At 37.8% G+C, this 26,296-nt stretch carries 24 protein-coding genes; 21 read left to right on the forward strand and 3 right to left on the reverse strand.

Annotated features, from left to right (window positions below; genetic code table 11):
• The first annotated feature begins 118 nt into the window (after window positions 1–118).
• Entirely contained in the window at window positions 119–1,120 is a 1,002-nt protein-coding gene (locus ACTQ45_RS02340) for a nuclease-related domain-containing protein (RefSeq protein ID WP_441762843.1), read from the forward strand.
• Here ACTQ45_RS02340 and ACTQ45_RS02345 read toward each other — a convergent pair.
• Together ACTQ45_RS02345 and recQ are read right to left on the reverse strand one after the other, a co-directional pair.
• Window positions 1,084–1,740 carry a hypothetical protein gene (locus ACTQ45_RS02345; protein ID WP_441762844.1) on the reverse strand — a complete coding sequence of 219 codons (657 nt, stop codon included), beginning with the start codon at window positions 1,738–1,740 and terminating at the stop codon, window positions 1,084–1,086. The two genes, ACTQ45_RS02340 and ACTQ45_RS02345, sit on opposite strands and share 37 nt — an antisense overlap.
• 57 nt (window positions 1,741–1,797) lie before the next feature.
• Window positions 1,798–3,573: a DNA helicase RecQ gene (gene recQ, locus ACTQ45_RS02350; protein ID WP_441762845.1), complete on the reverse strand. Its 1,776-nt coding sequence runs from the start codon at window positions 3,571–3,573 to the stop codon at window positions 1,798–1,800.
• Window positions 3,574–3,941: 368 nt separating this feature from the next.
• On the opposite strand from recQ, the gene ACTQ45_RS02355 reads away from it, so the two are divergent.
• The 7 genes from ACTQ45_RS02355 (at window position 3,942) to ACTQ45_RS02385 (ending at window position 12,090) form a co-directional block, all read left to right on the forward strand.
• Window positions 3,942–4,364 carry a methylglyoxal synthase gene (locus ACTQ45_RS02355; RefSeq protein WP_441750358.1) on the forward strand — a complete coding sequence of 141 codons (423 nt, stop codon included), beginning with the start codon at window positions 3,942–3,944 and terminating at the stop codon, window positions 4,362–4,364.
• Between the two features lie 167 nt (window positions 4,365–4,531).
• A complete protein-coding gene (gene clpB, locus ACTQ45_RS02360; RefSeq protein ID WP_441750359.1) occupies window positions 4,532–7,153 on the forward strand; it encodes an ATP-dependent chaperone ClpB in 2,622 nt (873 codons plus the stop codon).
• 175 nt (window positions 7,154–7,328) lie between these two features.
• A complete protein-coding gene (locus ACTQ45_RS02365; protein ID WP_441762846.1) occupies window positions 7,329–8,456 on the forward strand; it encodes an AI-2E family transporter in 1,128 nt (375 codons plus the stop codon).
• A gap of 36 nt (window positions 8,457–8,492) precedes the next feature.
• Window positions 8,493–9,698: an AI-2E family transporter gene (locus ACTQ45_RS02370; RefSeq protein ID WP_441762847.1), complete on the forward strand. Its 1,206-nt coding sequence runs from the start codon at window positions 8,493–8,495 to the stop codon at window positions 9,696–9,698.
• A 115-nt stretch (window positions 9,699–9,813) separates the two neighbouring features.
• Window positions 9,814–10,410 carry an NfeD family protein gene (locus tag ACTQ45_RS02375; protein WP_441762848.1) on the forward strand — a complete coding sequence of 199 codons (597 nt, stop codon included), beginning with the start codon at window positions 9,814–9,816 and terminating at the stop codon, window positions 10,408–10,410.
• A gap of 1 nt (window position 10,411) precedes the next feature.
• Entirely contained in the window at window positions 10,412–11,443 is a 1,032-nt protein-coding gene (gene floA, locus ACTQ45_RS02380; protein ID WP_441762849.1) for a flotillin-like protein FloA, read from the forward strand.
• A 2-nt stretch (window positions 11,444–11,445) separates the two neighbouring features.
• Window positions 11,446–12,090 carry a hypothetical protein gene (locus ACTQ45_RS02385; RefSeq protein WP_441762850.1) on the forward strand — a complete coding sequence of 215 codons (645 nt, stop codon included), beginning with the start codon at window positions 11,446–11,448 and terminating at the stop codon, window positions 12,088–12,090.
• Window positions 12,091–12,147: 57 nt separating this feature from the next.
• Here ACTQ45_RS02385 and ACTQ45_RS02390 read toward each other — a convergent pair whose 3' ends face one another.
• Complete coding sequence (locus ACTQ45_RS02390) at window positions 12,148–13,422, reverse strand: Mbeg1-like protein (protein ID WP_441762851.1); 1,275 nt, start codon at window positions 13,420–13,422, stop codon at window positions 12,148–12,150.
• Window positions 13,423–13,720: 298 nt separating this feature from the next.
• On the opposite strand from ACTQ45_RS02390, the gene dhaK reads away from it, so the two are divergent.
• The 13 genes from dhaK (at window position 13,721) to ACTQ45_RS02455 (ending at window position 26,274) form a co-directional block, all read left to right on the forward strand.
• A complete protein-coding gene (gene dhaK, locus ACTQ45_RS02395) occupies window positions 13,721–14,710 on the forward strand; it encodes a dihydroxyacetone kinase subunit DhaK (protein ID WP_441750369.1) in 990 nt (329 codons plus the stop codon).
• A gap of 12 nt (window positions 14,711–14,722) precedes the next feature.
• Window positions 14,723–15,301, forward strand: coding sequence for a dihydroxyacetone kinase subunit DhaL (gene dhaL / locus ACTQ45_RS02400; RefSeq protein WP_441750370.1), 579 nt, complete (start codon window positions 14,723–14,725; stop codon window positions 15,299–15,301).
• Window positions 15,301–15,675: a dihydroxyacetone kinase phosphoryl donor subunit DhaM gene (dhaM, locus tag ACTQ45_RS02405; protein WP_441762852.1), complete on the forward strand. Its 375-nt coding sequence runs from the start codon at window positions 15,301–15,303 to the stop codon at window positions 15,673–15,675. Before dhaL ends, dhaM begins: the two co-directional genes overlap by 1 nt.
• 151 nt (window positions 15,676–15,826) lie before the next feature.
• Window positions 15,827–16,540, forward strand: coding sequence for an MIP/aquaporin family protein (locus tag ACTQ45_RS02410; RefSeq protein WP_441750374.1), 714 nt, complete (start codon window positions 15,827–15,829; stop codon window positions 16,538–16,540).
• 121 nt (window positions 16,541–16,661) lie between these two features.
• Complete coding sequence (gene glpK, locus ACTQ45_RS02415) at window positions 16,662–18,179, forward strand: glycerol kinase GlpK (RefSeq protein WP_441762853.1); 1,518 nt, start codon at window positions 16,662–16,664, stop codon at window positions 18,177–18,179.
• 75 nt (window positions 18,180–18,254) lie between these two features.
• The gene (gene glpO, locus ACTQ45_RS02420) at window positions 18,255–20,087 is read left to right on the forward strand and encodes a type 1 glycerol-3-phosphate oxidase (RefSeq protein ID WP_441762854.1); all 1,833 of its coding nucleotides are present in this window, start codon (window positions 18,255–18,257) and stop codon (window positions 20,085–20,087) included.
• A 252-nt stretch (window positions 20,088–20,339) separates the two neighbouring features.
• A complete protein-coding gene (gene rpsB, locus ACTQ45_RS02425) occupies window positions 20,340–21,101 on the forward strand; it encodes a 30S ribosomal protein S2 (RefSeq protein WP_441750380.1) in 762 nt (253 codons plus the stop codon).
• A gap of 224 nt (window positions 21,102–21,325) precedes the next feature.
• A complete protein-coding gene (tsf, locus tag ACTQ45_RS02430) occupies window positions 21,326–22,207 on the forward strand; it encodes a translation elongation factor Ts (RefSeq protein ID WP_441762855.1) in 882 nt (293 codons plus the stop codon).
• A gap of 90 nt (window positions 22,208–22,297) precedes the next feature.
• Window positions 22,298–23,023 (forward strand): UMP kinase, encoded by a 726-nt coding sequence (gene pyrH, locus ACTQ45_RS02435; protein WP_441750383.1) that lies wholly within the window; start codon window positions 22,298–22,300, stop codon window positions 23,021–23,023.
• Window positions 23,024–23,299: 276 nt separating this feature from the next.
• Window positions 23,300–23,455 carry a DUF1697 domain-containing protein gene (locus ACTQ45_RS02440; RefSeq protein WP_441762856.1) on the forward strand — a complete coding sequence of 52 codons (156 nt, stop codon included), beginning with the start codon at window positions 23,300–23,302 and terminating at the stop codon, window positions 23,453–23,455.
• A 441-nt stretch (window positions 23,456–23,896) separates the two neighbouring features.
• Window positions 23,897–24,457 (forward strand): ribosome recycling factor, encoded by a 561-nt coding sequence (frr, locus tag ACTQ45_RS02445; RefSeq protein ID WP_441750385.1) that lies wholly within the window; start codon window positions 23,897–23,899, stop codon window positions 24,455–24,457.
• Between the two features lie 164 nt (window positions 24,458–24,621).
• Window positions 24,622–25,368 carry an isoprenyl transferase gene (locus ACTQ45_RS02450; protein ID WP_441750386.1) on the forward strand — a complete coding sequence of 249 codons (747 nt, stop codon included), beginning with the start codon at window positions 24,622–24,624 and terminating at the stop codon, window positions 25,366–25,368.
• Window positions 25,369–25,482: 114 nt separating this feature from the next.
• On the forward strand, window positions 25,483–26,274 hold the full coding sequence (locus ACTQ45_RS02455) for a phosphatidate cytidylyltransferase (protein ID WP_441762857.1): 792 nt from the start codon (window positions 25,483–25,485) through the stop codon (window positions 26,272–26,274).
• Window positions 26,275–26,296 lie beyond the last annotated feature (22 nt).

The following is a 26,296-nucleotide window of genomic DNA, read 5'->3' on the forward strand; positions in this document are numbered from 1 at the left end:
GGCTACTGATTGTCAGTGGCCTGTTTCTTAATATTTTCTAAAGATTGGTCTGACAAAAACATATTTGACATTAATTTACGTATTTAATAGTAGTAAGTTAATATGGGAGGTTAAATTAATGTGTGTGAAGATGTCGCAACAACATATGTGGTTGTCAGAACTCAATAATAGAGAGGCTTTGTTAGAGCAAGAGGCAAAAGATTATTATTGGAAAGAATGTGGACATGAAGGGGAAGTGAAGTTTTCACAAATTTCCCAAAGAGAGTCAGCGGCTAGTTGGGAGTGGGTGTTTGATTTACGTCTGCAAACAAAAGCGGGTGAGATTCAACTGGATGCTGTATTAATTTGTGAAGTTGGTTGGATTTGTTTTGAAGTTAAGAATTATCGAGCAGCCTATCAATTTTCGGACAAGAAGCTAACTGTTAATGGAATTGTACAATTTCATGATGTCTTTAAGCAAGTTGAGCGAAGCAGGAGTATTTTTGAGCATGTGGCAAGACAATTTTCAGCTTTAAGAGAATTGCAGTACTATGTTGTGTTTATTAATGAGGAAGATACAGTTAACATTGAGGAAGGCGTCTCAGACATTCCCTATCTAAAAAATGCCAAGCTCCTGCAATTTTATCGTGACTTACGGTTTGAATGTGAAAGACTCGCTAATCTTCCAGCTGTTTTTAATCGTGATTTTAGAGATGAAGCCATGAAATTACGGGCAATGCATAAAATTGATAACCGTCGGTATTCCCTATCGGAAGAGCGATTTATAAACTTAAAGAAAGGACTTTACTGTGAGCGTTGTCGAGAGTTTAATTTAGAAGTGACACGTTATTATATCATTTGTAAGGAGTGTGGTTTTTGTGAAGGGAAGGAGAAAGCAACATTGCGACTAATATGTGCGCTAGGGATTCTGTTGCCTTATGAGGGGCTGAATCCGTATAAGGCCTGGCAACTGTCTGGAGGTATGTTAAACGTCTATTCAATAATAAAAGTAATGAATAAACACTTCATCCGTAATTCAACAAAACATTCATACAAAAACAATAATCTATCTTTTAAGGATCAATTCAGTCACAATATTTTTCACTACAAAGATAAAGATTCACCGCATAAAATACGATGACTCAATATTTGCCCCTGGCCGTAACGGCGAATACCATTTTTGCCCCTGGCCGTAACGGCGAATACCAATTTTGCCCCTGGCCGTGACGGCGAGTAGCATTTTTGCCCCTGGCCGTAACGGCGAATACCAATTTTGCCCCTGGCCGTGACGGCGAATACCAATTTTTCCCCTGGCCGTGACGGCGAGTTCCATTTTTGCCCCTGGCCGTGAGGGCGAATACCATTTTTGCCCCTGGCCGTGACGGCGAGTAGCATTTTTGCCCCTGGCCGTGACGGCGAGTTCCATTTTTGCCCCTGGCCGTAACGGCGAATACCAATTTTGCCCCTGGCCGTAACGGCGAATACCATTTTTGCCCCTGGCCGTAACGGCGAATACCATTTTTGCCCCTGGCCGTAACGGCGAATACCAATTTTTGCCCCTGGCCGTGACGGCGAATACCAATTTTGCCCCTGGCCGTGACGGCGAGTAGCATTTTTGCCCCTGGCCGTGACGGCGAGTTCCATTTTTGCACCTGGCCGTAACGGCGAATACCAATTTTGCCCCTGGCCGTAACGGCGAGCACCAATTTTGCCCCTGGCCGTGACGGCGAGTTCAGCTTTTGTAGCTTCAACCCGATTCACACGCGAAAAAAACTATCAACCAAAAACCATCAACCAAAAATCAGAAAAAGCCAAGTGCTAAGACTTGGCTTCGTATTTTTTAATTAAATCTGTGAAAACTTTCCAATAATTATCAGCCTTAACAGAACCGACGCCATCAACTTCTAGGAAGGCTTGATAAGTCGTGGGTTTTTTATTTGCCATATCCACTAAACTTTTGTTATTGAAGATGATATAAGAAGGCATACCTGCTTCGCTTGCAAGGTCATTGCGTAAAACACGTAGTGCTTCATATAAATCAGGATCTTCTGCTGAGATAGTGACAAAAACATTACGTCTCGAACTGTTGCGTGCAGAATCAACTTGTTTTTTCATCATCAACTGTTCGTCGCCTTTTAACAAAGCTTGTGCTCGACTAGTGAGCTCAAGCCCTTTATGTTGGTTTAAATTTAAGTAATGATTGGCCAGCAGAAGGGAAATAACATTTTTTACGAAAGACTCTGATTTATGTTTGAGAAGACCATAAGTGGATAATTCATCAAAATCCCAATCTAGTAATTTCTTTTCCTTACTCCCTCGCAAGACATTCGTAATCATTGTCATACCGAAACTATGTTTCATACGTACGATACAAGACAATACCATTTGGGCTTCTCTAGTGACTTCGACCGTAGTAAATTCACTTAAGCAACTAGAGCAGTTCATACAATCGACTTGCCTATTCTCCCCGAAATAATTCAAAATAAAGCGACGTAAGCAAGAGGTATGGTTAGCGTATTGAATCATCGTATCTAAACGTGAAATACTTGTAGGGTCCTGACTGTTTTCAATTAAAAACTTACTTGAAACAATATCTTGCTTCCCAAATAATAGAATTGCTTCAGATTCTAAACCATCACGTCCAGCACGTCCGGCTTCTTGATAGTAGCCCTCTAAATCAGTTGGCATATTATAATGAATCACCTTTCGCACGTCAGTCTTATCGATTCCCATCCCAAAAGCATTGGTTGCGATCATAATTTTCGCACGATCGTAAATGAAATCATCTTGAGCATTTGCACGCACTTGTGCTGATAAACCAGCATGATATTTGGCGACCGAATGGCCACTTTTCAATAAATGCTCGTGAATTTGATCGACATTTTTACGAGTTTGAGCATAGATAATCGTGGAATCTTCTGCATCTTTCAAATAATCTTTTAACTCTTGCATTTTATTTGAAGGCTCTTTAACTGTAAACTTAATGTTAGGCCGATCAAAAGAATTGATGAATACGTTTGGTTCAGTTAATTGTAACTGTTCAATTATATCGCCTCTCACCAATTCGGTAGCTGTAGCCGTAAAAGCTGCTATGGTAGGACGATGAGGCAATGCGTCTATGAAAGAGCTGATTTGGCGATAGCTTTGACGGAAATCATGCCCCCATTGAGACACGCAGTGTGCTTCGTCAACAGCGATCATCGATATTGGTAATCTAGAAATTTCATTAACAAAAAATTGGTTTTCTAAACGTTCAGGCGCGATATATAACAGTTTCACCCCCCCTTGACGCAAGCGGTAACGAATTTCAGAATATTCTTGTTGAGTTAGAGAAGAATTAATGAAATCAGCTGAAATACCATGTTGTTTCAAAGAATCAATTTGATCATGCATTAAGGAGATCAAAGGGGAGATTACAATTGTTAAACCAGCTTTCAATATAGCAGGTAATTGATAACAAACGGATTTTCCTCCACCAGTCGGTAAGACGCCAAGAACATCTTGATCTTGCATCAAAGCAGAAATGATATCCTCTTGTCCCGGTCTAAAAGTCGAATAACCGAAGTTTCTTTCTAATGCTACTGTTAAAGTCAAAATACTACCTCCCATATTATCCGTTTTATTTTAACAGAATACGAATAAAAACACGAATTTTCTAAAAAACATTTTAGTTAATAATCAATTAATAAATCTTTGTTATAGTTCCTTTAACCTCATAGTAGCGCATACTAACCACCACATAATTTAGTATGATTCACAACCTCTTTTTAGTCTACTAGTTAATGAATTCAGTCCATTATTTGCTGCTATGACCGGTAAAACCACCAAGCCCTGAAACTTTCAGCCCAAAGACAGCGCTTGGTGTTTTTTTCTGTTCATATTTGAAAGCCTATACAAAAAGATTGCAGGAGACAACAATATGTGGTTAGATTGAAGTAACAAAGTCAATGAAGAGGTGTAGAATGAATATTGCTTTAATTGCACATGATAAAAAGAAAGACGATATAGTTAATTTAGCGATTGCATACCGTGAAGTACTAGCAGAACATACCTTGTTTGCGACAGGAACCACTGGTCAAAGAATCATCGAGGCGACTGACTTAAAAGTTCACCGTTTTAAATCAGGACCATTAGGCGGGGACCAACAGATAGGTGCTTATATTTCTGACAATAAAATTGATTTGGTTTGTTTTATCCGAGATCCATTAACGCCGCAAGCACATGAACCAGATATATCTGCTTTATTGCGACTGTCGGATGTCTATGAAATTCCATTGGCCACAAATGTTAGTACAGCAGAAGCCCTGTTGCGCGCATTAGACGCAGGTTTTCTAGATTGGCGTAAAGTTGCTAAAACTAAAGAACGAGACCATCTCAATTTTTAAAACGAAGACCTTATTTCCCCAGGAAGTAAGGTCTCATTTTTTCAAAAAAGGACTAAAATATGCATTGACCTTTCCTGACCAAGGGTATATACTATAGGTAGCTCGTAAAGAGCTTACTTTTTGGTCAAAACTAATTGACCAATTTTGACTAATGACTAAACGGATAAATGAAAGGTTGTGAAACTGTGATTGATAAATTTACAACAACAATGCAAACTGCGATAGGTGAAGCACAGCAAATCGCAATAACACGTCAGCAACAACAAATTGACATACCGCATTTGTGGCTTGTCTTTTTGCAACCGGATCATTTTGCTTATAATTTATATGAAGAGTTAAATGTGCCGCTGAGCGAATTCAAAACATTGGTAGAAAACGAAATTGATCAATTACCTACTGTGTCAGGAGCAAATGTTCAATATGGACAACAGTTTAGCCAAAGATTTCAGCAGCTATTATCTGAAGCAAATAAAATAGCCAGTGAATTTCAAGATGAGTATTTGGCGACAGAAGTATTTATGTTAGCTTTATTTGAACAGAAAAATAATCCATTAACGAAGTTTTTACTAGAAAATGGGTTAACTAAGAATAAATTAAATGAAAGAATTAAAGAATTGAGAGGGGGAGACCGTGTGACTTCAGCAAACCAAGAAGAAACTTACGAGTCTTTAGCTAAATATGCCATTAATTTAAATGAAGCAGTTAAACAGAATAAATTAGATCCCGTCATTGGACGTGACGAAGAAATTCGCGATGTTATCCGCATTCTCTCACGTAAATCTAAAAACAACCCAGTTCTAATAGGGGAGCCCGGAGTGGGTAAAACTGCTATTGTTGAAGGGTTAGCCCACCGAATCGTACGTAAAGATGTGCCAGAGAACCTAAAAGATAAAGAAATTTATAGTTTGGATATGGGCTCTCTTATCGCTGGAGCGAAATACCGTGGAGAATTTGAAGAACGTCTAAAAGCTGTTCTTAAAGAAGTGAAACAATCACAAGGACGTATCTTATTATTCATTGATGAAATTCATACTATTGTGGGCGCTGGAAAAACAGAAGGTTCAATGGATGCAGGGAATATTCTGAAACCTATGCTTGCAAGAGGAGAGTTACATTGTATCGGAGCCACCACTCTAGATGAGTACCGCGAAAATATTGAAAAAGATAAAGCATTAGAGCGTCGATTCCAACGTGTCATCGTTCAAGAACCGACAGTGGAAGATACGATTAGTATTTTACGAGGGTTGAAAGAACGCTATGAAATTCACCACGGGGTGAATATCCATGACAATGCTTTGGTTGCGGCGGCTACACTTTCTGATCGCTATATTACAGATCGTTTTTTACCAGATAAAGCCATTGATTTAGTTGATGAGGCATGTGCAACTATCAGAGTTGAAATGAACTCGATGCCAACTGAAATGGATACAGTGACGCGTCGTTTAATGCAACTCGAAATCGAAGAAGCTGCTTTGAAAAAAGAAAACGATGATGCGAGTAAAAAACGATTAGAACTTATTCAAGAGGAATTGGCCGAGTTACGCGAAGAAGCGAATAACCTGAAATTACGTTGGGAAGTTGAAAAAGAATCCATGAATGCTATTCGTGATAAACGTCAAGCTTTGGAAGAGGCTCGTCGTACATTAGAAGAAGCAGAAGCAGATTATAATTTAGAAAAAGCTGCAGAAATGCGTCATGGTCGAATCCCACAACTAGAAAAGGAATTAAAAGAAATAGAAGCTTCTGAAGAAGCCAAAGAAGTCACTCGTCTCACCCAAGAACGTGTGACTGACGAAGAAATTGCGAAAGTTGTTGGAAGATTAACTGGAATTCCAGTGACTCGTTTAGTTGAAGGTGAAAGAGACAAGTTACTACGCCTAGATGAAACCTTACATAAACGTGTGATTGGTCAAGATGAAGCAGTTGAGAAAGTAACAGAAGCCGTCTTACGTTCACGTGCTGGACTCCAAAATCCGAATAGACCGATAGGATCCTTCTTATTCTTAGGTCCAACCGGGGTCGGAAAAACTGAACTAGCCAAATCTTTAGCGGAAGTTTTATTCGATGATGAAAATCATATGGTGAGAATTGATATGTCTGAGTATATGGAGAAACACAATGTGTCTCGTTTAATTGGAGCACCTCCTGGTTACATTGGATATGAAGAAGGTGGACAATTAACTGAAGCTGTTAGACGTAACCCTTATTCGATTGTACTTTTAGATGAAGTTGAAAAAGCCCATCCAGATGTATTTAATGTCTTATTACAGGTGTTAGACGATGGTCGTTTAACCGACTCTAAAGGGCGTGTTGTTGATTTCAAAAATACTGTGCTGATTATGACAAGTAACATCGGTTCACATTTACTATTAGAAGGTGTGAATGATGAAGGGCATATCGAAGAAAATACTCAAAATCAAGTAAGAGCGTTATTGAGACAACATTTTAAACCAGAATTCTTAAACAGAGTCGATGATATCGTGATGTTTACACCACTTTCACGTCAACATATGGGACAGATTGTTTACAAGATGTTAGGTCAATTGCAGACTCGCTTAGGCTATCAAGATATTCAATTGACATTAGACGAAGACGCTGCTCTATGGCTCGCTGAAAATGGCTATGATCCAATTTACGGTGCAAGACCATTAATGAGATTCATTACTAGAGAAGTTGAAACGCCATTGGCTAAATTAATTATCAAAGGTAGTATCCTTCCGAATTCATTGGTTCACGTATCTTTAGTAAATGATCAGTTGAACTTCGTTTCAGAAGTAATCGAAGCATAATATCCCCAAATACACACGCGAGGCTTTGATGCCTTTACGTGTGTATTTGTCTTGTAATATAATGCAAGCAATAATTTTTTATATATTAGTGAAAAATCTTCATTAGCTAATAAGAGTTGCTAGGCTAATCCGGCAAAATGTGATATATTTTAAACAAATCAAAAGGAGGTGCATGATGCAAAAATTAGATAGATTGGTGATTAAATACATTCTATTTATTGCACTCGTAGTGTTAATTGTATCCAATTATGAACAAGCAATTAGCTATATGTTTCACTTTCTAAGAATACTCTCGCCAGTTATCGTTGGTATTATAATGGCCTATATCTTGAACATCTTAATGATAAAATTTGAAAACATTTGGTTTCCTAACAAGAATAACCAATGGGTGAATAAAACACGCAGACCTTTGAGCATTCTGTTTGCGATGTTAACGATTAGCTTCGTATTATTTATTGTGTTAGGTTTAGTGGTTCCGCAAGTGTTAGTTGTTTTGACAACTTTAATCGAAGCCATACCGGTAGCAATTAACCAAATACAGACTTGGTTCACGAATTCTGAACAAAGATTCCCGGAACTAGCAGTTATACTGGATCAATTTGAAGTTAATTGGTCACAAATTGTTCAAGATGCAGTCGCCTTTTTTAATGGTGTGACAACACGAATTGTTGAAACAACTTTATCGACTATAGGCTCCATTGCGTCAATCGTTATTAACCTTTTCTTATCTTTAATTATTTCGATTTACATTTTAATGTCTAAAGAAAAAATAATGAGTCAGGGAAACCGAATGATCAAAGCATACTTCACTAAGAAGCAATACGATAAAATCCGTTATGTTTTGTCAGTCGTAGATGCATCTTTTAGTCACTTTATTACCGGAGAAGTATTAGAAGCTTTTATACTAGGCGTAATGGTTACGGCGGGGATGTGGATTTTCAGATTCCCTTATGCCACAATGTTAGGTGCTTTAACAGGAATTATGGCATTAATCCCTATGTTAGGCGCATGGATATCAGGCACGATTGGCTTTGTTTTAATTGGTGTGCAATCGCCGATTCAAGGATTAGCCTTTTTAATATTTATCATTATAATCCAGCAACTTGAAGGTAATATCATTTATCCGAAAATCGTTGGAGATAAGATAGGCTTGCCAGGTATGTGGGTCTTGATTGCAGTAACAATTGGTGCGGGGCTTGCAGGTATACCGGGTATGCTTTTAAGTGTGCCGATATCATCGGTAATCTATAAACTCCTTAAACAAGATGTTACGACACGAGAAAGAATAGACGTAATGTCTTAAAGCAACACATTAACTAAAAAATTCGGAGGTGTTTATTTGCGAAAATTAGATAAACTGCTGATTAAGTATATCCTATTTATTGCAGCCGTTGTTTTGATCGTGTTTAATTATGAACAAGTTTTAAGTTGGCTAAAAACGATTTGGTTAATTTTATCGCCAGTAGTTATTGGTGGCGTAATGGCTTATATATTAAACATATTGATGGTCAAATTTGAAACGTTGTATTTTCCAAAAAGTCAGAAGAAAATTGTTGTTAAATCCCGCCGGCCAGTGAGTATTTTACTTGCTATGGCAACGATTGTGCTAGTGGTTTTACTAGTAGTTGGTTTAGTCGTACCACAAGTTATTTCTGTGGTAGCTAAATTAATTGAAAACATTCCGACAATCTTCGAAAGAATTCAAGCATGGTTAACGGATTATGAGCAATTATTCCCGGAAGCGGCGACTTTGATGGACCAGTTTGATATTGATTGGAGTCAAATGGTTAGAAATGCAGTCAGTTTCGTTAACAATTTAACAACAAGTATATTAGAAACGACTTTATCTACCGTAGGGTCATTAGCAGGAATTATTATTAATCTCGTTTTATCATTCATTGTTTCAATCTATATTTTGATGTCAAAAGAAAAGTTAGCGAGTCAATTTGATCGCATGTTGAAAGTCTATTTAAACGAGAAAAATTATCGAAAATATCATTACGTGCTAACACAATTTGATGAGTCATTTAGACACTATATTACGGGTGTCGTGGTTGAAGCGTTGATTTTAGGAGCTATGGTCACTGTGGGAATGTGGATTTTTCGTTTCCCCTACGCAGCTATGATCGGTGCACTCACAGGCTTTTTAGCGATTATACCGATGCTAGGTGCTTATTTATCAGGTGCCGTTGGCGCCTTGTTAATCTCAGTCGAGTCCCCCGTTCAAGCATTGTTCTTTATTCTCTTTACAATTATCGTGCAACAAATTGAAGGGAACATCATATATCCTAAAGTTGTAGGCAGCTCCATAGGTTTACCGGGACTTTTTGTATTAATTGCAGTGACAATTGGTGGTGGCTTAATGGGAATACCAGGAATGATTATATCAGTTCCTTTGGCATCTGCTTTATTTAAACTTCTTAAGAATGATGTCAAAAACCGCGAGGCTATGAGACAATACAGGAATGAGACTGTTGAGCAAACAGGCAATTTAGATTATGTTAAACAGTACATTCAAGAGGTAAGCAAAAACATAAATACTTAGATTTATCATTTAAATGAACACACAATTTTTTGAGACCGCTCATAAAATTGTGTGTTTTCGTTTTGGATTGGTCTATAAGAATGATATAATAAAAATAAGAAAGGGGGACGAACAAATGTGGATTTTGCTATTACTTGGTGTAGCTTTTTTATCAACAGCTTTATTTTTAAATCCTAAGTTATTTTATATTGGTGCATCACTTATAAGCTTTGGCGTTTATTTTGGTGTAGCCAATGTTGATTTCAGTATATTTCTGATGTTCTTGCTTGGGGTTGGACTTTTAATTGTAGAGTTTTATGTTCCTGATTTTGGGGTCATTGGCGTTGTTGGTTTTTTAGCCATGACGATAGCGATTTACTTAAAAACGGGTAACTTTACAGAATTAGTCTATTTAGTTCTTGCTTGTTTAGCTGTGGCTTTCGTTGTAGTTATCTATTTCTTAAAAAGCGGAAAAGAGTTAAATATTAGTCCGGCTTTTATTTTAAATGAATCAATGACTTCAGATAAAGGCTATTCTAGTGAAAAAGATTACGGTTTTCTTCTCAATGCAAATGGAACAGTCGTCTCAGATTTAAGGCCAGTCGGTCGTGCAAAAATTGGTGAAGAAACGTATGAAGTCATTAGTACGGCAGAAATGATTTCTACTGGAGAAGCAATTATAGTCACTCGTGTTCAAGGTGCAAAAGTATATGTGAAGAGAGGAGCAATTTAAATTGGATTTTTTTAATTTATTTGATGGGAATCCCTATAACAATCCAGAGGGGTCAACTTTTACCGTCGTACTAATTTTAGTTATCGCAATTATCTTACTTGCGTTATTCTTTAGATTCGTACCCGTAGGCTTGTGGATTACAGCCTATTTCTCTGGAGCTAAAGTAAGTATTGGTGATTTAGTGGGTATGAGATTAAGAAGGGTTGTTCCTTCAAATATCGTTAATCCACTGATTAAAGCAACTAAAGCAGGGATTGATATTAACACGAATCAACTCGAAGCTCACTACTTAGCTGGTGGTAATATCAACCTGGTAGTCGATGCGTTAATTGCAGCTCAAAGAGCGAATATTGATTTAGAGTTTGAACAAGCAGCTGCGATTGATTTAGCTGGTCGTGATGTTTTTGAAGCGGTCCAAGTATCTGTAAACCCTAAAGTGATCGAAACGCCAATCGTTGCCGCAGTGGCGATGAATGGGATTGAAATTAAAGCGAAAGCTAAAGTAACGGTACGTGCAAACATTGAGCGATTAGTCGGAGGTGCGGGTGAAGAAACAATCATCGCTCGTGTAGGTGAAGGGATTGTTACTACTGTAGGTAGTTCGAAATATCACTCTGATGTTTTAGAAAACCCAGATTCAATTTCTCAAACAATTCTACGAAAAGGCTTAGATTCAGGTACAGCTTTTGAAATTCTTTCAATTGATATTGCGGATATTGATGTGGGCCGAAATATCGGAGCTAAGTTGCAAACGGATCAAGCAATGGCTGATAAGAAAATTGCTCAAGCAAAAGCAGAAGAACGCCGTGCATTTGCCGTCGCTCAAGAACAAGAAATGGTTGCCGAAGTTCAAAAAATGCGTGCAAGAGTTGTGGAAGCGGAGGCTGAAGTGCCTTTAGCATTGGCGGAAGCATTACGTAATGGTAAATTAGGCGTAATGGACTACTATAACATGAAAAATGTTCAGTCTGATACAACAATGAGAGATTCTATAGCAAGGACAAACTCAAGCGATAGCGAAAATGGTGAATAACCATGGAACTCATTGGAGGAATATTCTGGTTAATTTGGATTGTCGGATTTTTCTTCATTAAAAAAAGTGCCAAGCAGAGAAATCGCCAACAACGCTTTGAGCAAGCAAAAGCTAATCAAACTAAGAGAAGTAATCAGTTTACAAAACAAGTGTCGAACGTGCCCTCCGAATTAGAAAAGCACAAAGCGAGAGAGGCGATGTTTAAAAGAAACCAAAAGACACATCAATCCGCTCGTTTACATCAAGATAGTTTAAAGAAGAGAAATGTAGGAGTGCAACAACGTAAGCAAACATCTATCAAAGGTTTTGTTGAAGGTATACAGAAATTTCAACAGAATAGTGACAGTATGGAGGCTTATCTGAATGAAGAATATCATGATTTAGAAATGGATCCTTATCAAGAAAGCTTAAACGACGCTTATTCACTTGATAGTGACCAAGATGATATTGATTGGGAAAGTTATGAAACTGATTTATTCGATGATTCTGATTGGAACGATGATGAAGAAATTTTGAAAGAAGTCAAAACAGGCACTGCTGATACACATAATGTGCCAAAAACTAAGCCAATCACTTTAAATGCAAGTAATATCAAACAGGGAATTATTTTAAGTGAAATCTTAGCTAAACCTAAGAGTCAACGCTAAAATATTCCACAGTACTAAAGAGCCACTCGAGAGATTTATTCTCTTTGAGTGGCTCTTTTAATTTGATGATTCATCGTTTTCTGTTTGAGATTCATCGCTAGATTCTTTTGATTTGAAATGCTGCTTAATGCTTTTCAGTAGGGAACTTTCGACAGTCAATTTTTGAGTAAGAGACAAGTCAGTAATCCATTGATTAATAGTTAACGACATTTGGTGGTAATGATCACGGCGTTGTTCTAGCAAATGAGAACGCAAGATAGTGAAAAATGCCGAAAGATTGTCATCTAAGAAAGCTCTTAACTCGGGGTCAACTAAGTGTAAATGATTTAAGAACATGCGTCCAAACTGAAGTGGGTTTTTCCTAATTTCAATGACTGATTGTATACCTGTCTCAAAGATTAAATTAAAACTAGCATTAAAGACTTTTTCTAACTCACTTTCGGTACGATCAATCGCCCATTCTTTAAGGGTAGCATCCACTAAATAGCTAAAATCAGACCGCTTCTCAATGCGGTGAAGCATGTCTTCATCTATACACCAGTTAGTGACAATATGATGTGAAAAACCAAGCCGTCTACTCTTAATTACGATTGGGGCCTGGCTATGAAAAAGCATCATTCCGACTATAGCATCCTCCGGAACATAGTGGTGAATTTTATCTTGAATCTTTTTATAGCCGTCACTGTCTAAGGTTGCTTGATGAAAGCCAGGACCATCAAAACTCAAAATTAATTGAATAGACTGCTGGACTGCCTCTGCTTGAAAGGCGGCTGCGTAAATTGCCAGATTTCCGCCTTTAGAGTGGCCACTCACATATAATTTAGCTCCCTTTACTAAAGGGAAAATCCGCGATAAATAATGAGCGGCTAAAGGTTGGGAAGGGATCAGCGTTTGGTAAGCCATCTTGCAATCTTCTTTCCATCCAATTAACGTATCATCTGTCCCTCGATAAGAAATAAGCACCTCTTTAGTCGGGAGTTTTAAAGACAAAGCGGCAAACTGAAATTCATCGATTCGTTCAAGTTCGCTTTCAAATCCGAAAAGGTATATATCGCGATAACGCTTCGTTTGATAAATCATTTCTAATAGTTTAATACGAGCAGCAGAAGTTAGCACCCAATTCTCTTTCATTAAAAGCGGTAAACGTGGTTCGATTAACAAATAGAAGTCTTCGAGACGAATTCCATCAGATGAATCTTCTTGCACTTGAACGAATTGCTCAATTGGAAAATAAACGAGTTCATTTAAAATGAGAATATCGACTTCAGTCAATGCTTTCTCACTTAAACTAAAGTCTTTATTTCTCTGTGCGTATTGATACACACTAGTCATCGACACACCTCCTTGTTTTCACTTTAAATATAGCAAAGAAACACCCAAAGAAACAAGCCCACTTTTGACAAAAATAGCCAATGGTTCATATTGTCTTTGGGAAAAATTCACTTCTATGTGTGGCTAAAAACATAATGTTAGTCATTTAAGTCATTTAAACTAACAATATAAAGTCAAATTTCTTGAAATTATAAAAGAATTTATAAGTTTCTTAAATTGGAATCGTTTTCTTTGATATATACTTAGGGAAATATTAAGATGATGGTGAAGAATAAAAATTTAGAAGGAGTGATTATTGTTGAAAAAAATTATGAACGATCCCACTCACATTGTTGATGAAATGTTGAAAGGAATGATTTTCTGTCATTCAGATTTAATTAAGCGTTTAGATGGGTTTGAAGTGATTCAACGAACTGCAGAAAAGACTGGAAAAGTAGCGATTGTATCAGGCGGCGGAAGTGGTCATGAACCCTCTCATGCTGGATTTGTTGGTAAAGGTATGCTGTCTGCGGCTGTTTGTGGACCTGTTTTTACCTCACCAACACCAGATCAAATTCTAGAAGCGATTAAGGCGGCAGACGAAGGAGCGGGAGTGTTTCTTGTTGTCAAAAATTATTCCGGTGATGTAATGAACTTTGAGATGGCACAAGAAATGGCAGAAATGGAAGATATTAAAGTAGACCATGTAATCGTGGATGATGATATTGCAGTAGAAGATAGTCTGTATACTCAAGGAAAACGCGGAGTCGCTGGGACTGTGCTTGTTCATAAAGTATTAGGACATGCGGCTGAGAGTGGGAAGTCATTAGAAGAAATCAAAGAAATTGCAGATGCTTTTGTTCCGAATATCAAATCGATTGGTTTGGCTTTAACAGGAGCAACGACGCCCGAAGGAGGTCGACCAAGTTTTTCACTTGATGACGAACAAATCGAATATGGAGTAGGGATTCATGGAGAACCAGGTTATCGTACTGAAAAATTACAAGCCTCAAAAGATTTAGCCATTGAGTTAGGTGAAAAATTATTGAAAGAGTTTGATGCTAAAGCAGGTGAACAATATGCTTTACTAATTAATGGAATGGGTGGCACACCTTTAATGGAGCAATATGTATTTGCTAACGATGTGGCGAACTATTTGGATGAACATGATTTGCTTGTTAAGTTTCATAAATTAGGTAACTATATGACTTCGATTGAGATGCAGGGCTTATCCTTAACGTTAGTAAAACTAACAGATGCCGACTGGTTGGAAGCTCTGAATGCTCCAGTTGAGACAATTGCTTGGTAAGGAGCGAATAGAATGGATGTAAAAACAGGTTTAAAATGGATGGAACTTTTCAATGAAAAAATTCAAGCCAATAAGGCATTATTGATTGAATTAGATACGCCAATTGGTGATAGCGATCACGGCAGTAATATGGCTCGTGGAATGCAACATGTGACGGAAGCCTTAGAAGCCAAGGAACCTGAAAGCGTCCCTGATTTATTCAAAACAGTTGCGATGCAATTACTGAGTAAAGTAGGTGGTGCATCTGGTCCACTCTATGGTTCAGCATTTTTAGGATTATCTAAAGCTGCTCAACAAGACGCAAACATCGCTGATCAAGTGAAAGAAGGACTTGTCGGCATTCAAAAACGTGGAAAAGCAGCTGTTGGCGAGAAAACGATGGTGGATGTCTGGGCTGCTGTAGCAGATGCTTTAGCCGAACATTCACTCACAAGCGAGAGTGTTAAAGAGTTTGTCGAAGCAAGTAAAGACATTAAAGCGACTAAAGGACGTGCTTCGTATGTAGGTGAACGTTCAATCGGACATATTGACCCTGGCTCTTATTCATCCGGCTTACTCTTTGAAGCGATGCTAGAAGCAGGTGTGGAATAATGAGTGAATATGGAATTGTCATTGTGTCTCACTCGTCACAGATTGCCCAAGGCATTTATGACTTGATTCAAGAAGTTGCAAAAGATGTTTCGATTACTTATGTTGGTGGCGATGAGGAAGGAGGAATTGGAACAAATTTTGAAAGCGCCTCCAAAACGATGGAAAGTAACACAGCAGATAAGCTATTAGCGTTCTATGATTTAGGCAGTGCAAAGATGAATTTAGAGGTCGCAAGCGAGCTATCGTCAAAGGAAATTGAGATTTATGATGTACCTGTCGTAGAAGGTTCTTATACTGCTGCCGCCCTGTTACAAGCTGGCGTAGATATAGAAGTAGTTAAGTCACAATTAGCCGAAATGAACCTTAATAAGTAAGTTTTAGTTGTATGAACAACGAGAGATAACAACTTCCTTAACGATAGACTGTTCGATAGAAAAAGTTATTGTGTCAAAAGGAAGTTGTTTTTACCGAGTCCTACTATAGAATTTTTACCCATTAAAAAGAATGATTGAGGAGAGTGACAGAATGGTTGAGTTGTTTGGTGAAGCGATCGGGACATTTATACTTGTATTGCTAGGTAACGGTGTTGTTGCGGGGAATATTTTAAATAAGACTAAAGGCGAGAACAGTGGCTGGTTGATGATTACTTTAGGTTGGGGCTTGGCTGTTACCATTGCGGTTTATACGTCAGGGATTATGGGGCCAGCTCATTTAAATCCGGCGGTGACTATTGCAATGGCAGCACTTGGTCAATTAGCTTGGTCAAATGTCCCAGGCTATATTATTGCGCAAATGTTGGGTGCTATGGTAGCCTCAATTTTCGTTTGGGCGCATTACTATCCACATTGGGAAGCGACAGAGGATGCGGATACAATTTTAGCTACATTTGCTACTGGCCCAGCAATTAGACATACTCCTTCGAACGTTATTGGTGAAGTGATTGGTACTGCTGTTTTAATTATGGTTGTTATGGCATTAGGTCCAAACAACATGGCTTCTGGTTTTAATCCAATGGTCGTTGGTTTCGTCGTGACTTCAGTCGGTTTATCACTTGGCGGAACGACAGGTTATGCAATTAATCCTGCCAGAGACTTAGGACCACGTATTATGCATGCAATTTTACCGATTGCTAACAAAGGTGACTCTGACTGGAGTTACGCATGGATTCCGATTGTAGGACCTATTCTAGGTGCAGTGGTTGGAGCATTATTATACAACATGGCTTTAGCGTTAATTTAGTCTCGTTGTTTCAGTTGTTAGTTTGAGTGATGGAAATATTGTATCACTTAATGCCTGATGCTCAGTCATTTGAAGAAAATTAATTAGTCGATTCATTATAAGTATGAGGAGGAATTTATTTATGTCAGAAGAGAAATATATTATGTCAATAGACCAAGGAACAACGAGTTCCCGTGCCATTATCGTTAACCATGATGGTGAAATTATTGCCAGTCACCAAGCGGAATTTCCACAGATTTATCCAAAAGCTGGTTGGGTGGAGCATGATGCGAATAAAATCTGGAATAATGTGCAATCTGTTATTGCGGGTGCCTTTATTGATGGCGGGTTGAAACCACACCAAATTTCAGCGATTGGGATTACGAACCAACGTGAAACGACAGTTATTTGGGATAAAGAAACTGGCGTGCCGATTTATAATGCAATTGTTTGGCAATCGCGTCAAACAGCTGATATTGCGGACCAATTAAAAGAAGACGGCCATACTCAATTAATTAAAGATAAGACTGGTTTAGTGATTGATGCTTACTTCTCGGCAACTAAAGTTCGTTGGATTTTAGACCATGTGGATGGAGCGCAAGAACGAGCAGAAAAAGGCGAGCTATTATTCGGAACGATTGATTCTTGGTTAGTGTACAAATTAACTGGCGGAGATGAACACGTAACGGATTATACGAATGCTGCCAGAACAATGCTATTTAACATTCATGATTTAAAGTGGGATGAAGATATTCTATCAATCCTTAACATTCCCAAGGTTATGTTACCTGAAGTAAAATCAAACTCAGAAGAATATGGTTATACGAAGAGCTATCACTTCTTCAATCAAGAAATTCCAATTACGGGTATGGCCGGTGACCAACAGGCTGCTTTATTCGGTCAATTAGCTTTTGAGCCTGGTATGGTTAAGAGTACTTATGGTACCGGTTCATTCATTATTATGAATACGGGTGAAGAAGCCCGAGTATCGGACAATAATTTGTTAACAACGATTGGCTATTCGATTAATGGCAAAGTTTATTATGCATTGGAAGGTTCAATTTTCGTAGCAGGTAGTGCGGTTCAGTGGTTACGTGATGGCTTGGATATGTTTAATGACTCGGCTGAAACTGAGCAATTAGCCTATAAATCAACAAGTGAGGATGAAGTGTACATTGTTCCGGCCTTTACAGGTTTAGGGGCTCCTTATTGGAACTCAGCCGCACGTGGATCAGCATTTGGTATTACGCGTGGCACATCCAAAGCCGATTTCGTTAAAGCAACACTTCAATCAATTGCGTATCAAGTACGTGATGTTGTTGATACAATGATGATTGACTCAGGCATTGATATTAAACTATTGAAGGCAGATGGCGGAGCTGCATTGAATAAATACTTAATGCAATTCCAGTCAGACATTACAGGAATCGATATCGCTAGAGCCAAAGACTTAGAAACAACAGCCTTAGGTGCAGCATATTTAGCTGGGTTAGCGGTTGGTTATTGGGAAGACATGGAAGAATTACAACGCTTAGTAGGTGTTGGTGAAACATTCAGCCCAAATATGGACGAAGAGAAGAAAGAACGTTTATATCGCGGTTGGAAACAAGCCGTTAAAGCGACTGAAGTGTTCGCGGAGTTAGCCAAAGAAGACAGATAGATCAGACGTTGACTAGAGAAAAGCACTACTATAATGAAGTAGTGCTTTTCATCTTATGAGATAGGAGGCGATAGAATGGTTAAATTTTCTCATCAAGCCCGTCAAGTCTATATTCAACGCTTAAAAGAAGAAACTTTTGATGTCGTTATTATTGGTGGTGGTATTACAGGTGCAGGCATTGCGATGCAAGCAGCAGCAAGTGGAATGAAGGCAGCCTTAATCGAAATGCAAGATTTTGCTGAAGGAACGAGTAGTCGCTCGACTAAATTAGTCCATGGTGGGATTCGCTATTTGAAACAGTTTGATGTTGAAGTAGTTGCTGAAACGGTGTCGGAACGGGCTGTTGTTCAACATATTGCACCGCATATTCCTAAACCTGATCCAATGTTGTTACCCCTGTATGATGAACCAGGAGCTTCTTATTCTATATTTGAATTAGAGGTGGCAATGGATTTATATGATTCTTTAGCAAATATTACAGATGGGCCCTATGCTAACAAGATGTTAACAACCGAAGAAGTGCTCCAACGCCAACCGAATTTATTACAAGACAAGTTGATTGGTGGCGGTTCTTATCTAGATTTTAATAATAATGACTCGCGTTTGGTGATTGAGAATATTAAACAAGCCCAAACAGATGGTGCAGTGCCAGTCAACCGATTAAAAGCCATTGGCTTCACTTACAATGAAGATAAACAGCTTACTGGTGTAACCGTTGAAGATATGTTAGGTGATGAACAATTTTCAATCGAAACAAAACTGATAGTCAATGCGACAGGCCCGTGGGTGGATACTGTGAGAGAACTGGATACTAAAGTAGAAGACGTGCCAATGATGCGTCCGACCAAAGGTGTTCATTTAGTCATTGATCGAGACAAGCTATCGGTGAGTCAACCTGTTTACTTTGACTCAGGAGATAATGATAAGCGGATGATTTTTGTCTTGCCACGTTTTGGAAAGACCTATTTTGGCACGACTGATACGGACTACGAGGGAGAATTAGCGAAACCTAAAGTTGATCGAGCAGACGTAGACTATCTAATAAAAGCCGTTAATCATCGTTTTCCAGATGCAAATTTGACTTTAGCTGACATCGAAAGTAGTTGGGCTGGTTTACGCCCATTAATTTTAAGTCATGCAAGTTCGGATTATAATGGAGGCAATAAACAAGGGCTTTCAGACGAAGTGTTTAAGCAACTAGTGACACTATTCGACGATTATCGTGACGATAAGGTTTCACGCTTGACAGTCGAAAAAGAGATGAAAGAACTGTTGGACTCAAGTTCTAATTCAGAAGCATCACCTTCCAGTGTCTCTAGAGGAAGCGAGTTACTGGTAGATGATTCAGGTTTAATTACGATAGCTGGAGGGAAAATCACTGACTATCGTAAGATGGCAGAGGCCGTCATGCAAGAGGTTAACACACAATTAAGTGATAGGGGAAAGATCTTTTCACTGGTAGATTCCGCTAACTATAAAATATCTGGCGGACAGTTTGCTGTTGAAGAATATGATCAAGTCATGTTGAATTTAACTAAATTAGCTATGGATAAGGGGATAACAGAAGAAGCTAGTCATCAATTAGCGACACTTTATGGTACGAATTTACCTCAAGTGTTAGAAGGCTTCAGTTCAGCGGCTAGGTATGCTGACAAGTATGAAGTACCAATTGAAGTTGCTGTGAGTTTAGTTTATGCTTTGGACTATGAAATGACTTATACTGCAATCGACTTTTTCTTAAGACGAACCAATTATATGTTGTTTGATATTAAGGCTCTCGATCAATTAGCAGAACCAACTTTATTGATTATTAAAGAACATTTAGACTTGTCTGATGAAGAATATGAAACACAAGTTCAACTGCTCAAACAAGAAATTGATGAACACAGTCTTGCTTATTTAAAATAATACTAAGCCGCTAGTGATAGGTAGAAACTAGTGGCTTTATGTTTTTGTGGCTTGTTTCAAACGGAAAATTTCAAATCAGATAAAAAGATATCATTTATAGTTGCAATCTTAAGATTTATATCGTAGAATAGATAACGGTGTAAAAACCGAATTCACACGAACGTTGATAACCCGGAGGGTGCTTTCTCACAGGAGTCTACGAGTTACAGGATGCGTTCGGAGGAAAAAAAAACCAAATGGAGGAATTTTATTATGGCAGTAATTTCTATGAAACAATTATTAGAAGCTGGTGTACACTTTGGACACCAAACACGTCGTTGGAACCCAAAAATGAAACGTTATATCTTTACAGAGCGTAATGGTATCTACATCATTGACTTACAAAAAACAGTTAAGTTAATGGATGATGCATACAACTACATGCGTGATGTAACAGCAAATGGTGGCGTTGCATTATTCGTAGGTACGAAAAAACAAGCTCAACAATCAGTTGAAGAGCAAGCTAAACGTGCTGGTCAATATTTCATTAACCATCGTTGGTTAGGTGGATTATTAACTAACTGGGATACAATTCAAGGACGTATCAAACGCCTTAAAGAGATTGAAAAAATGGAAGCTGACGGAATCTTCGAATTGCTTCCTAAAAAAGAAGTTATCGAAATTCGTAAAGAGTGGGATCGTTTAGAAAAATTCTTAGGTGGTATTAAAGATATGCCAAGAATTCCAGACGTAATCTTCATCGTAGACCCTCGTAAAGAGCGTATTGCGGTTCAAGAAGCTCACAAATTAAACATTCCAATCGTTGCTATGGTTGACACTAACTGTGATCCAGACGAAATTGACTACGTAATTCCATCAAACGATGATGCAATTCGTGCAATTAAATTAATTACAACTGCTTTAGCAGATGCAATTATCGAAAGTAACCAAGGAAACATCGAAGAAGATGTTGAAGAAGTATCAGATAAAGATTTCTTTGACAACTTATTTGAAACTAACGAAGAAGCTAAATAATTTTTTTAAATTAAGAGTTATTAAGACAAGCTGTCTAAATCAGGAGTATCCCAACAGGCGCTGAGCTTTGGACCTGTTTAGACAGCTTTTTTATTAAGCAAAACTAATGGTCTGCAAATTTATAGAGAATTCCTTTTAGTTATGCAACATAGTTTGCTATACTGTTATAGGAAACATTTATTAATTTATTAGATTGAACTATTTTGAAGGAGGATTTTTAATAAATGACTAAGATTACAGCTAAACAAGTTAAAGAACTACGCGACATGACAGGTGTAGGTATGATGGATGCTAAGAAAGCATTAGTTGAAGTTGAAGGAGATATGGACAAAGCGGTAGACTTTTTACGTGAAAAAGGTTTATCATCTGCAGCTAAAAAAGCTGACCGTATTGCTGCTGAAGGTATGACAGCAACTTACGTTGATGGCAATACTGCAGCAATTATTGAAATCAACGCTGAAACTGACTTCGTTGCTAAAAACGAAAAATTCCAAGTTTTAGTTGATACTGTAGCTAAAGCTGTTGTAGCTGGTAAACCAACTAATATGGAAGAAGCTAACGCAATTGAAGTAGATGGTAAAACAATTGCTGATTTAATTGTTGATGCTACAAATGTTATCGGTGAGAAAATTTCTTTCCGTCGTTTCGAATTATTAACTAAAACAGATGCAGATGCATTTGGTGGCTACGTACATGCTGGCGGACGTATCTCAGTGCTTACTCTAGTTGAAGGATCAACGGACGAAGAAGTAGCTAAAGACGTTTCAATGCACGTTGCAGCAATTAACCCTAAATATATTTCTCGTGAAGATGTATCTGAAGAAGAATACAAACACGAAGAAAAAATCCAAACTGAAATTGCCTTAAATGAAGGTAAGCCAGCTAACATCGTTGAGAAAATGATTGCTGGACGCATGAACAAATACTTAGCTGAAATCAGCTTGAACGACCAACCATTTGTTAAAGATGGCGACCAAAAAGTATCTGATTATGTAGGTTCTAAAGGTGGAAAAGTTGCTAATTTTGTACGCTTCGAAGTTGGTGAAGGTCTTGAAAAACGTCAAGAAAACTTCGCTGATGAAGTAGCAGCACAAATGGGTAACTAATTTTAGATTGACGCATTAGCCCCAGTCCGCTGGGGCTTTTTTAAAGGAATAGATTATAAGATATTTTCGAAAGTGAGAGGTGGAACAACTATGAAAGAACCTAAATATAAACGTATTGTCCTAAAACTTAGCGGGGAAGCAATCGCTGGATCAGCTGGATTTGGAATTGACCCTTCAACGATTAATGACATGGTTTCTGAAATTAAAGAAGTACACGATTTAGGTATTGAAATAGCAATTGTTGTTGGTGGCGGTAATATTTGGCGTGGAAACATCGGTGCTGAAATGGGGATGGAACGCGCACAAGCTGACTACATGGGCATGCTTGCAACTGTCATGAATGCTCTGGCCTTACAAGACGTGCTAGAAAATAATGGTGTTCCGACTCGTGTTCAAACATCTATTGACATGCGTCAAATCGCGGAACCATATATTCGTCGTCGCGCTGAAAGACATTTAGAAAAAGGTCGCGTTGTAATTTTTGCAGGTGGTACAGGTAACCCTTACTTCACTACAGATACAACAGCTGCTTTACGAGCTGCTGAAATTAGTGCAGATGTTATCTTGATGGCTAAAAACAACGTTGATGGTGTTTATAATGCAGATCCAAAATTGGATGCATCAGCTACTAAGTTTGAAAACTTGACTCACTTAGAGATTATTTCTAAGGGCTTAAAAGTAATGGATTCAACAGCAAGTTCATTGAGTATGGATAATAACATTCCGTTAGTCGTTTTCAATTTAAACCAACCTGGTAATATCCGTCGTGTTGTAATGGGTGAAAACATCGGAACAACTGTACAAGTTGACAACTAGGACTTAACATATTAATTTTTTAGTCAGAGAAAGTAGCGAAAGCTATTTCCCTGACTTTTTTTATTGGAAATTATCAATTGAATCCACTATAAGCGGCCATATGACTAGTGAAATATAGATGACCCTTTTAAATTAATTGATCTTGCGAACCATTAACTTGAAAACTATGCGTATAAATAACAAACCATTTCCTTTTTTTTTTTCAAAATTCGATCACTATGATAAAGTGTCATAAATCAATCAGATATGAAAGAAAGTGAGCTATTGAATTAAATTGTGTTGTTAAGAGGTATGAATGTCGGTGGGAAAAGAAAAGTAAGTATGTTTAAAATGAAAGCTCAATTACCAGAAGTGGTTTTTGACAAAGTGACGTCTTATATAAATAGTGGCAATACTCTAATGACTTCTAAATTTAGCCATGAAAAGACGTAGAGGTTATAGATACGGTTTTCAAACTTCATTATGACTTTGATGTTTCTTTTGTAGCTTTAACATACAATGAATTTCAAGAGCAATATGCAAATTTACCTGCTTGGTGGTTTAATGAGCCTGCCTATAGAAGAAATGTATTATTCTATTTGAAGAAGTTGCTTTAAAAAAAATCTATCAAAGCAAGGCTGCGATTTATTGGACTATTATGGACGCTGAGCGTTATTTGCGTAGCCAATATCAAAAACTAGCGAAATCTCCAATCTATTCACAGGTCACCATTCGTAATGCGAATACTCTAAAGAAATTATATGAGCTGACCCAAAATGATTAAATTGAACTATTTACAATTATTGGCAGATTGTATGGATAGAATATTAACAAATTGCCTCTGAATATGTTACAATGATACTAATAACATGTTTAATTACAGGAGGACTTATTATGTCTACAGATAATTTAATTAGAGACACGAAAGAAAGAATGAATAAATCAATTGAGTCTTACCAACGCGAACTAGGATCGATTCGTGCTGGTGTTGCTAACGCCAGTATTTTGGACCGCGTCAATGTTGTTTACTACGGTGTACCTACACCTTTAAACCAGTTGGCAAGTATTACCATTCCAGAAGCTAGAATGTTATTAGTTTCTCCATACGATAAGAGTAGTATTGTCGATGTAGAAAAAGCGATTCTTCAAAGTGATGTTGGTATTATGCCAAACAGTGATGGCGAAGTGATTCGTTTAGTCATCCCAGCATTAACAAAAGAACGCCGTGTTGAACTTGCTAAAGTCGTTGGAAAAGAACAAGAAGGCGCTAAAGTTTCAGTACGTAACATACGTCGTGATGCCATTGATACTGCTAAGAAAATGGAAAAGAATAACGAAATCACTGAAGACGATGTGAAAGATTACGAAAAAGACATTCAGAAATTAACGGACGATTCAACCAAACGAATTGACGAGTTAACTGCTGAAAAAGAAAAAGAAATTATGGAAGGCTAATACCTCCTGATTTTACCTTTAAAACAATGAGCAAACGAATGTTAGCTCATTGTTTTTTCTGTATGTAGACAACTCTATATAATTGCGAGCTTTCAGTATTGAGATTTTATTGGGATTTTTGTTATAATATATAAGAATGTACGACTTTTTTAGAGGAGTAATTTATGAGTAATCAAACATTAAAAATTCCAGAACACGTTGCCATTATTATGGATGGTAATGGTCGCTGGGCTAAAAAACGATTTATGCCACGTGTTGCAGGACATAAAAAGGGTGTAGAAACGATCAAAGCAATTTCAATTCGTGCCAACGAATTAGGGGTTAAATTATTAACGGTTTATGCTTTTTCAACTGAAAACTGGGGACGCCCATCAGATGAAGTGAACTTTCTGATGAAGCTACCTTCTTTATTTTTCAAAAGTTTTTTACCACAATTGATTGAAAATAACGTTCGAGTAGACTTTATTGGTGATGCGACTGCATTACCAGAAGAAACTCAAAAGATACTTTATAATGCCTTAGAGCAAACGGCTCATTGTACCGGTATGGTATTGAATTTCGCCTTGAATTACGGTGGTCAACAGGATATCTTAGATGCTGTTAAACATATTGCTATGGCTGTGAAAAATAATGAAATTGAACCAGAGGCGATTGAATTCTCTACACTTGAGGCTGCTTTAAGCACAGGCGATTATCTTGAATTAGCCAACCCAGATTTAATTATTCGAACCAGTGGTGAGTTACGATTAAGTAATTTCTTAACCTGGCAATCAGCTTATTCAGAGTTTTATTTTACAGATGTTTTATGGCCGGATTTTAGTGCTAAAGATTTTGATTTAGCGATTGAAGATTACAGTCACCGCCATCGTCGGTTTGGGAAAGTGGATTCACAAATAAGCGAAGTCAAATAAACTATCCGCAAAGAACTGGCAAGTGTTTTCGAACTAGTCAAACAAGTGCTTCTATGCTACAATGTTGCGTAATGGCTTTAAGCAGTATTAATTATTTAAAAAGGATGGTATGAAATGATAATAAGGATACTTGGCGCATTGGCTGCCATTGCTATTTTTGTACCATTTTTAGTCGCTGGTGGTGCATGGTTCGCTTATTTCACACTTATCTTAGGTGTGATAGGCGTTTATGAATTAGCGAAGATGAAAGGGATTGACTTCCTTGGTAGTATTGGCGTTATCACGTCATTCGCCTTAGCATCAATCCTATTACCAGAAAATTATTTACAGATACTGGTGCCGATGGAAGCGCCACAATTTATCTTCTATATATGTGGAATTATTTTGCTCACCATGACGGTTTATAAACACAAATCATTCAATTTTGTTGATGCAGCAGTCTTAATGTTTGGCGCATTATATGTTGGCTTTGGTTTCCGCTTTCTTATCACGATGCGGGATATGGGCCTAGCGACTTTAATGTATCAATTGTTAGTTATCTGGTCGACGGACACCGGCGCTTATTTTACAGGGCGTTTTTTTGGTAAAACTCCATTAGCACCTGAGGTTAGTCCTAATAAAACAATTGAAGGCAGCATAGGTGGTGTTGTTTTAGCCCTGATTGTTTCATCAATTTACATTCATCTTTTTAATCCTATCGTTGGACAAGTGAACCATATTTGGTTATTAACCATCATTATGTCGATTGTCGGACAATATGGTGATTTAGTTGAATCAGCTTACAAGCGTTATTTCGGTGTGAAAGATTCAGGAAATTTAATACCAGGTCATGGCGGTGTCTTAGATCGATTCGATAGTATGATTTTTGCTAGTTTTACTTTTATGATTTGGCTTAATTTATTTTAACATATACGTGTATCGGCAGAAG

The sequence above is a fragment of the Fundicoccus sp. Sow4_D5 genome, from assembly GCF_052116365.1.
Lineage (GTDB): Bacteria > Bacillota > Bacilli > Lactobacillales > Aerococcaceae > Fundicoccus.

What these genes read in the sequence shown, in the direction of transcription:
- ACTQ45_RS02340 (WP_441762843.1), top strand. Translation starts at nt 119, where the DNA reads ATGTGTGTGAAGATGTCGCAACAACATATGTGGTTGTCAGAACTCAAT.
- ACTQ45_RS02355 (WP_441750358.1), top strand. Translation starts at nt 3,942, where the DNA reads ATGAATATTGCTTTAATTGCACATGATAAAAAGAAAGACGATATAGTT.
- clpB (WP_441750359.1), top strand. Translation starts at nt 4,532, where the DNA reads ATGAAAGGTTGTGAAACTGTGATTGATAAATTTACAACAACAATGCAA.
- ACTQ45_RS02365 (WP_441762846.1), top strand. Translation starts at nt 7,329, where the DNA reads ATGCAAAAATTAGATAGATTGGTGATTAAATACATTCTATTTATTGCA.
- ACTQ45_RS02375 (WP_441762848.1), top strand. Translation starts at nt 9,814, where the DNA reads ATGTGGATTTTGCTATTACTTGGTGTAGCTTTTTTATCAACAGCTTTA.
- ACTQ45_RS02385 (WP_441762850.1), top strand. Translation starts at nt 11,446, where the DNA reads ATGGAACTCATTGGAGGAATATTCTGGTTAATTTGGATTGTCGGATTT.
- ACTQ45_RS02390 (WP_441762851.1), bottom strand. Translation starts at nt 13,422, where the DNA reads ATGACTAGTGTGTATCAATACGCACAGAGAAATAAAGACTTTAGTTTA.
- dhaL (WP_441750370.1), top strand. Translation starts at nt 14,723, where the DNA reads ATGGATGTAAAAACAGGTTTAAAATGGATGGAACTTTTCAATGAAAAA.
- dhaM (WP_441762852.1), top strand. Translation starts at nt 15,301, where the DNA reads ATGAGTGAATATGGAATTGTCATTGTGTCTCACTCGTCACAGATTGCC.
- ACTQ45_RS02410 (WP_441750374.1), top strand. Translation starts at nt 15,827, where the DNA reads ATGGTTGAGTTGTTTGGTGAAGCGATCGGGACATTTATACTTGTATTG.
- glpK (WP_441762853.1), top strand. Translation starts at nt 16,662, where the DNA reads ATGTCAGAAGAGAAATATATTATGTCAATAGACCAAGGAACAACGAGT.
- glpO (WP_441762854.1), top strand. Translation starts at nt 18,255, where the DNA reads ATGGTTAAATTTTCTCATCAAGCCCGTCAAGTCTATATTCAACGCTTA.
- rpsB (WP_441750380.1), top strand. Translation starts at nt 20,340, where the DNA reads ATGGCAGTAATTTCTATGAAACAATTATTAGAAGCTGGTGTACACTTT.
- tsf (WP_441762855.1), top strand. Translation starts at nt 21,326, where the DNA reads ATGACTAAGATTACAGCTAAACAAGTTAAAGAACTACGCGACATGACA.
- pyrH (WP_441750383.1), top strand. Translation starts at nt 22,298, where the DNA reads ATGAAAGAACCTAAATATAAACGTATTGTCCTAAAACTTAGCGGGGAA.
- frr (WP_441750385.1), top strand. Translation starts at nt 23,897, where the DNA reads ATGTCTACAGATAATTTAATTAGAGACACGAAAGAAAGAATGAATAAA.
- ACTQ45_RS02450 (WP_441750386.1), top strand. Translation starts at nt 24,622, where the DNA reads ATGAGTAATCAAACATTAAAAATTCCAGAACACGTTGCCATTATTATG.
- ACTQ45_RS02455 (WP_441762857.1), top strand. Translation starts at nt 25,483, where the DNA reads ATGATAATAAGGATACTTGGCGCATTGGCTGCCATTGCTATTTTTGTA.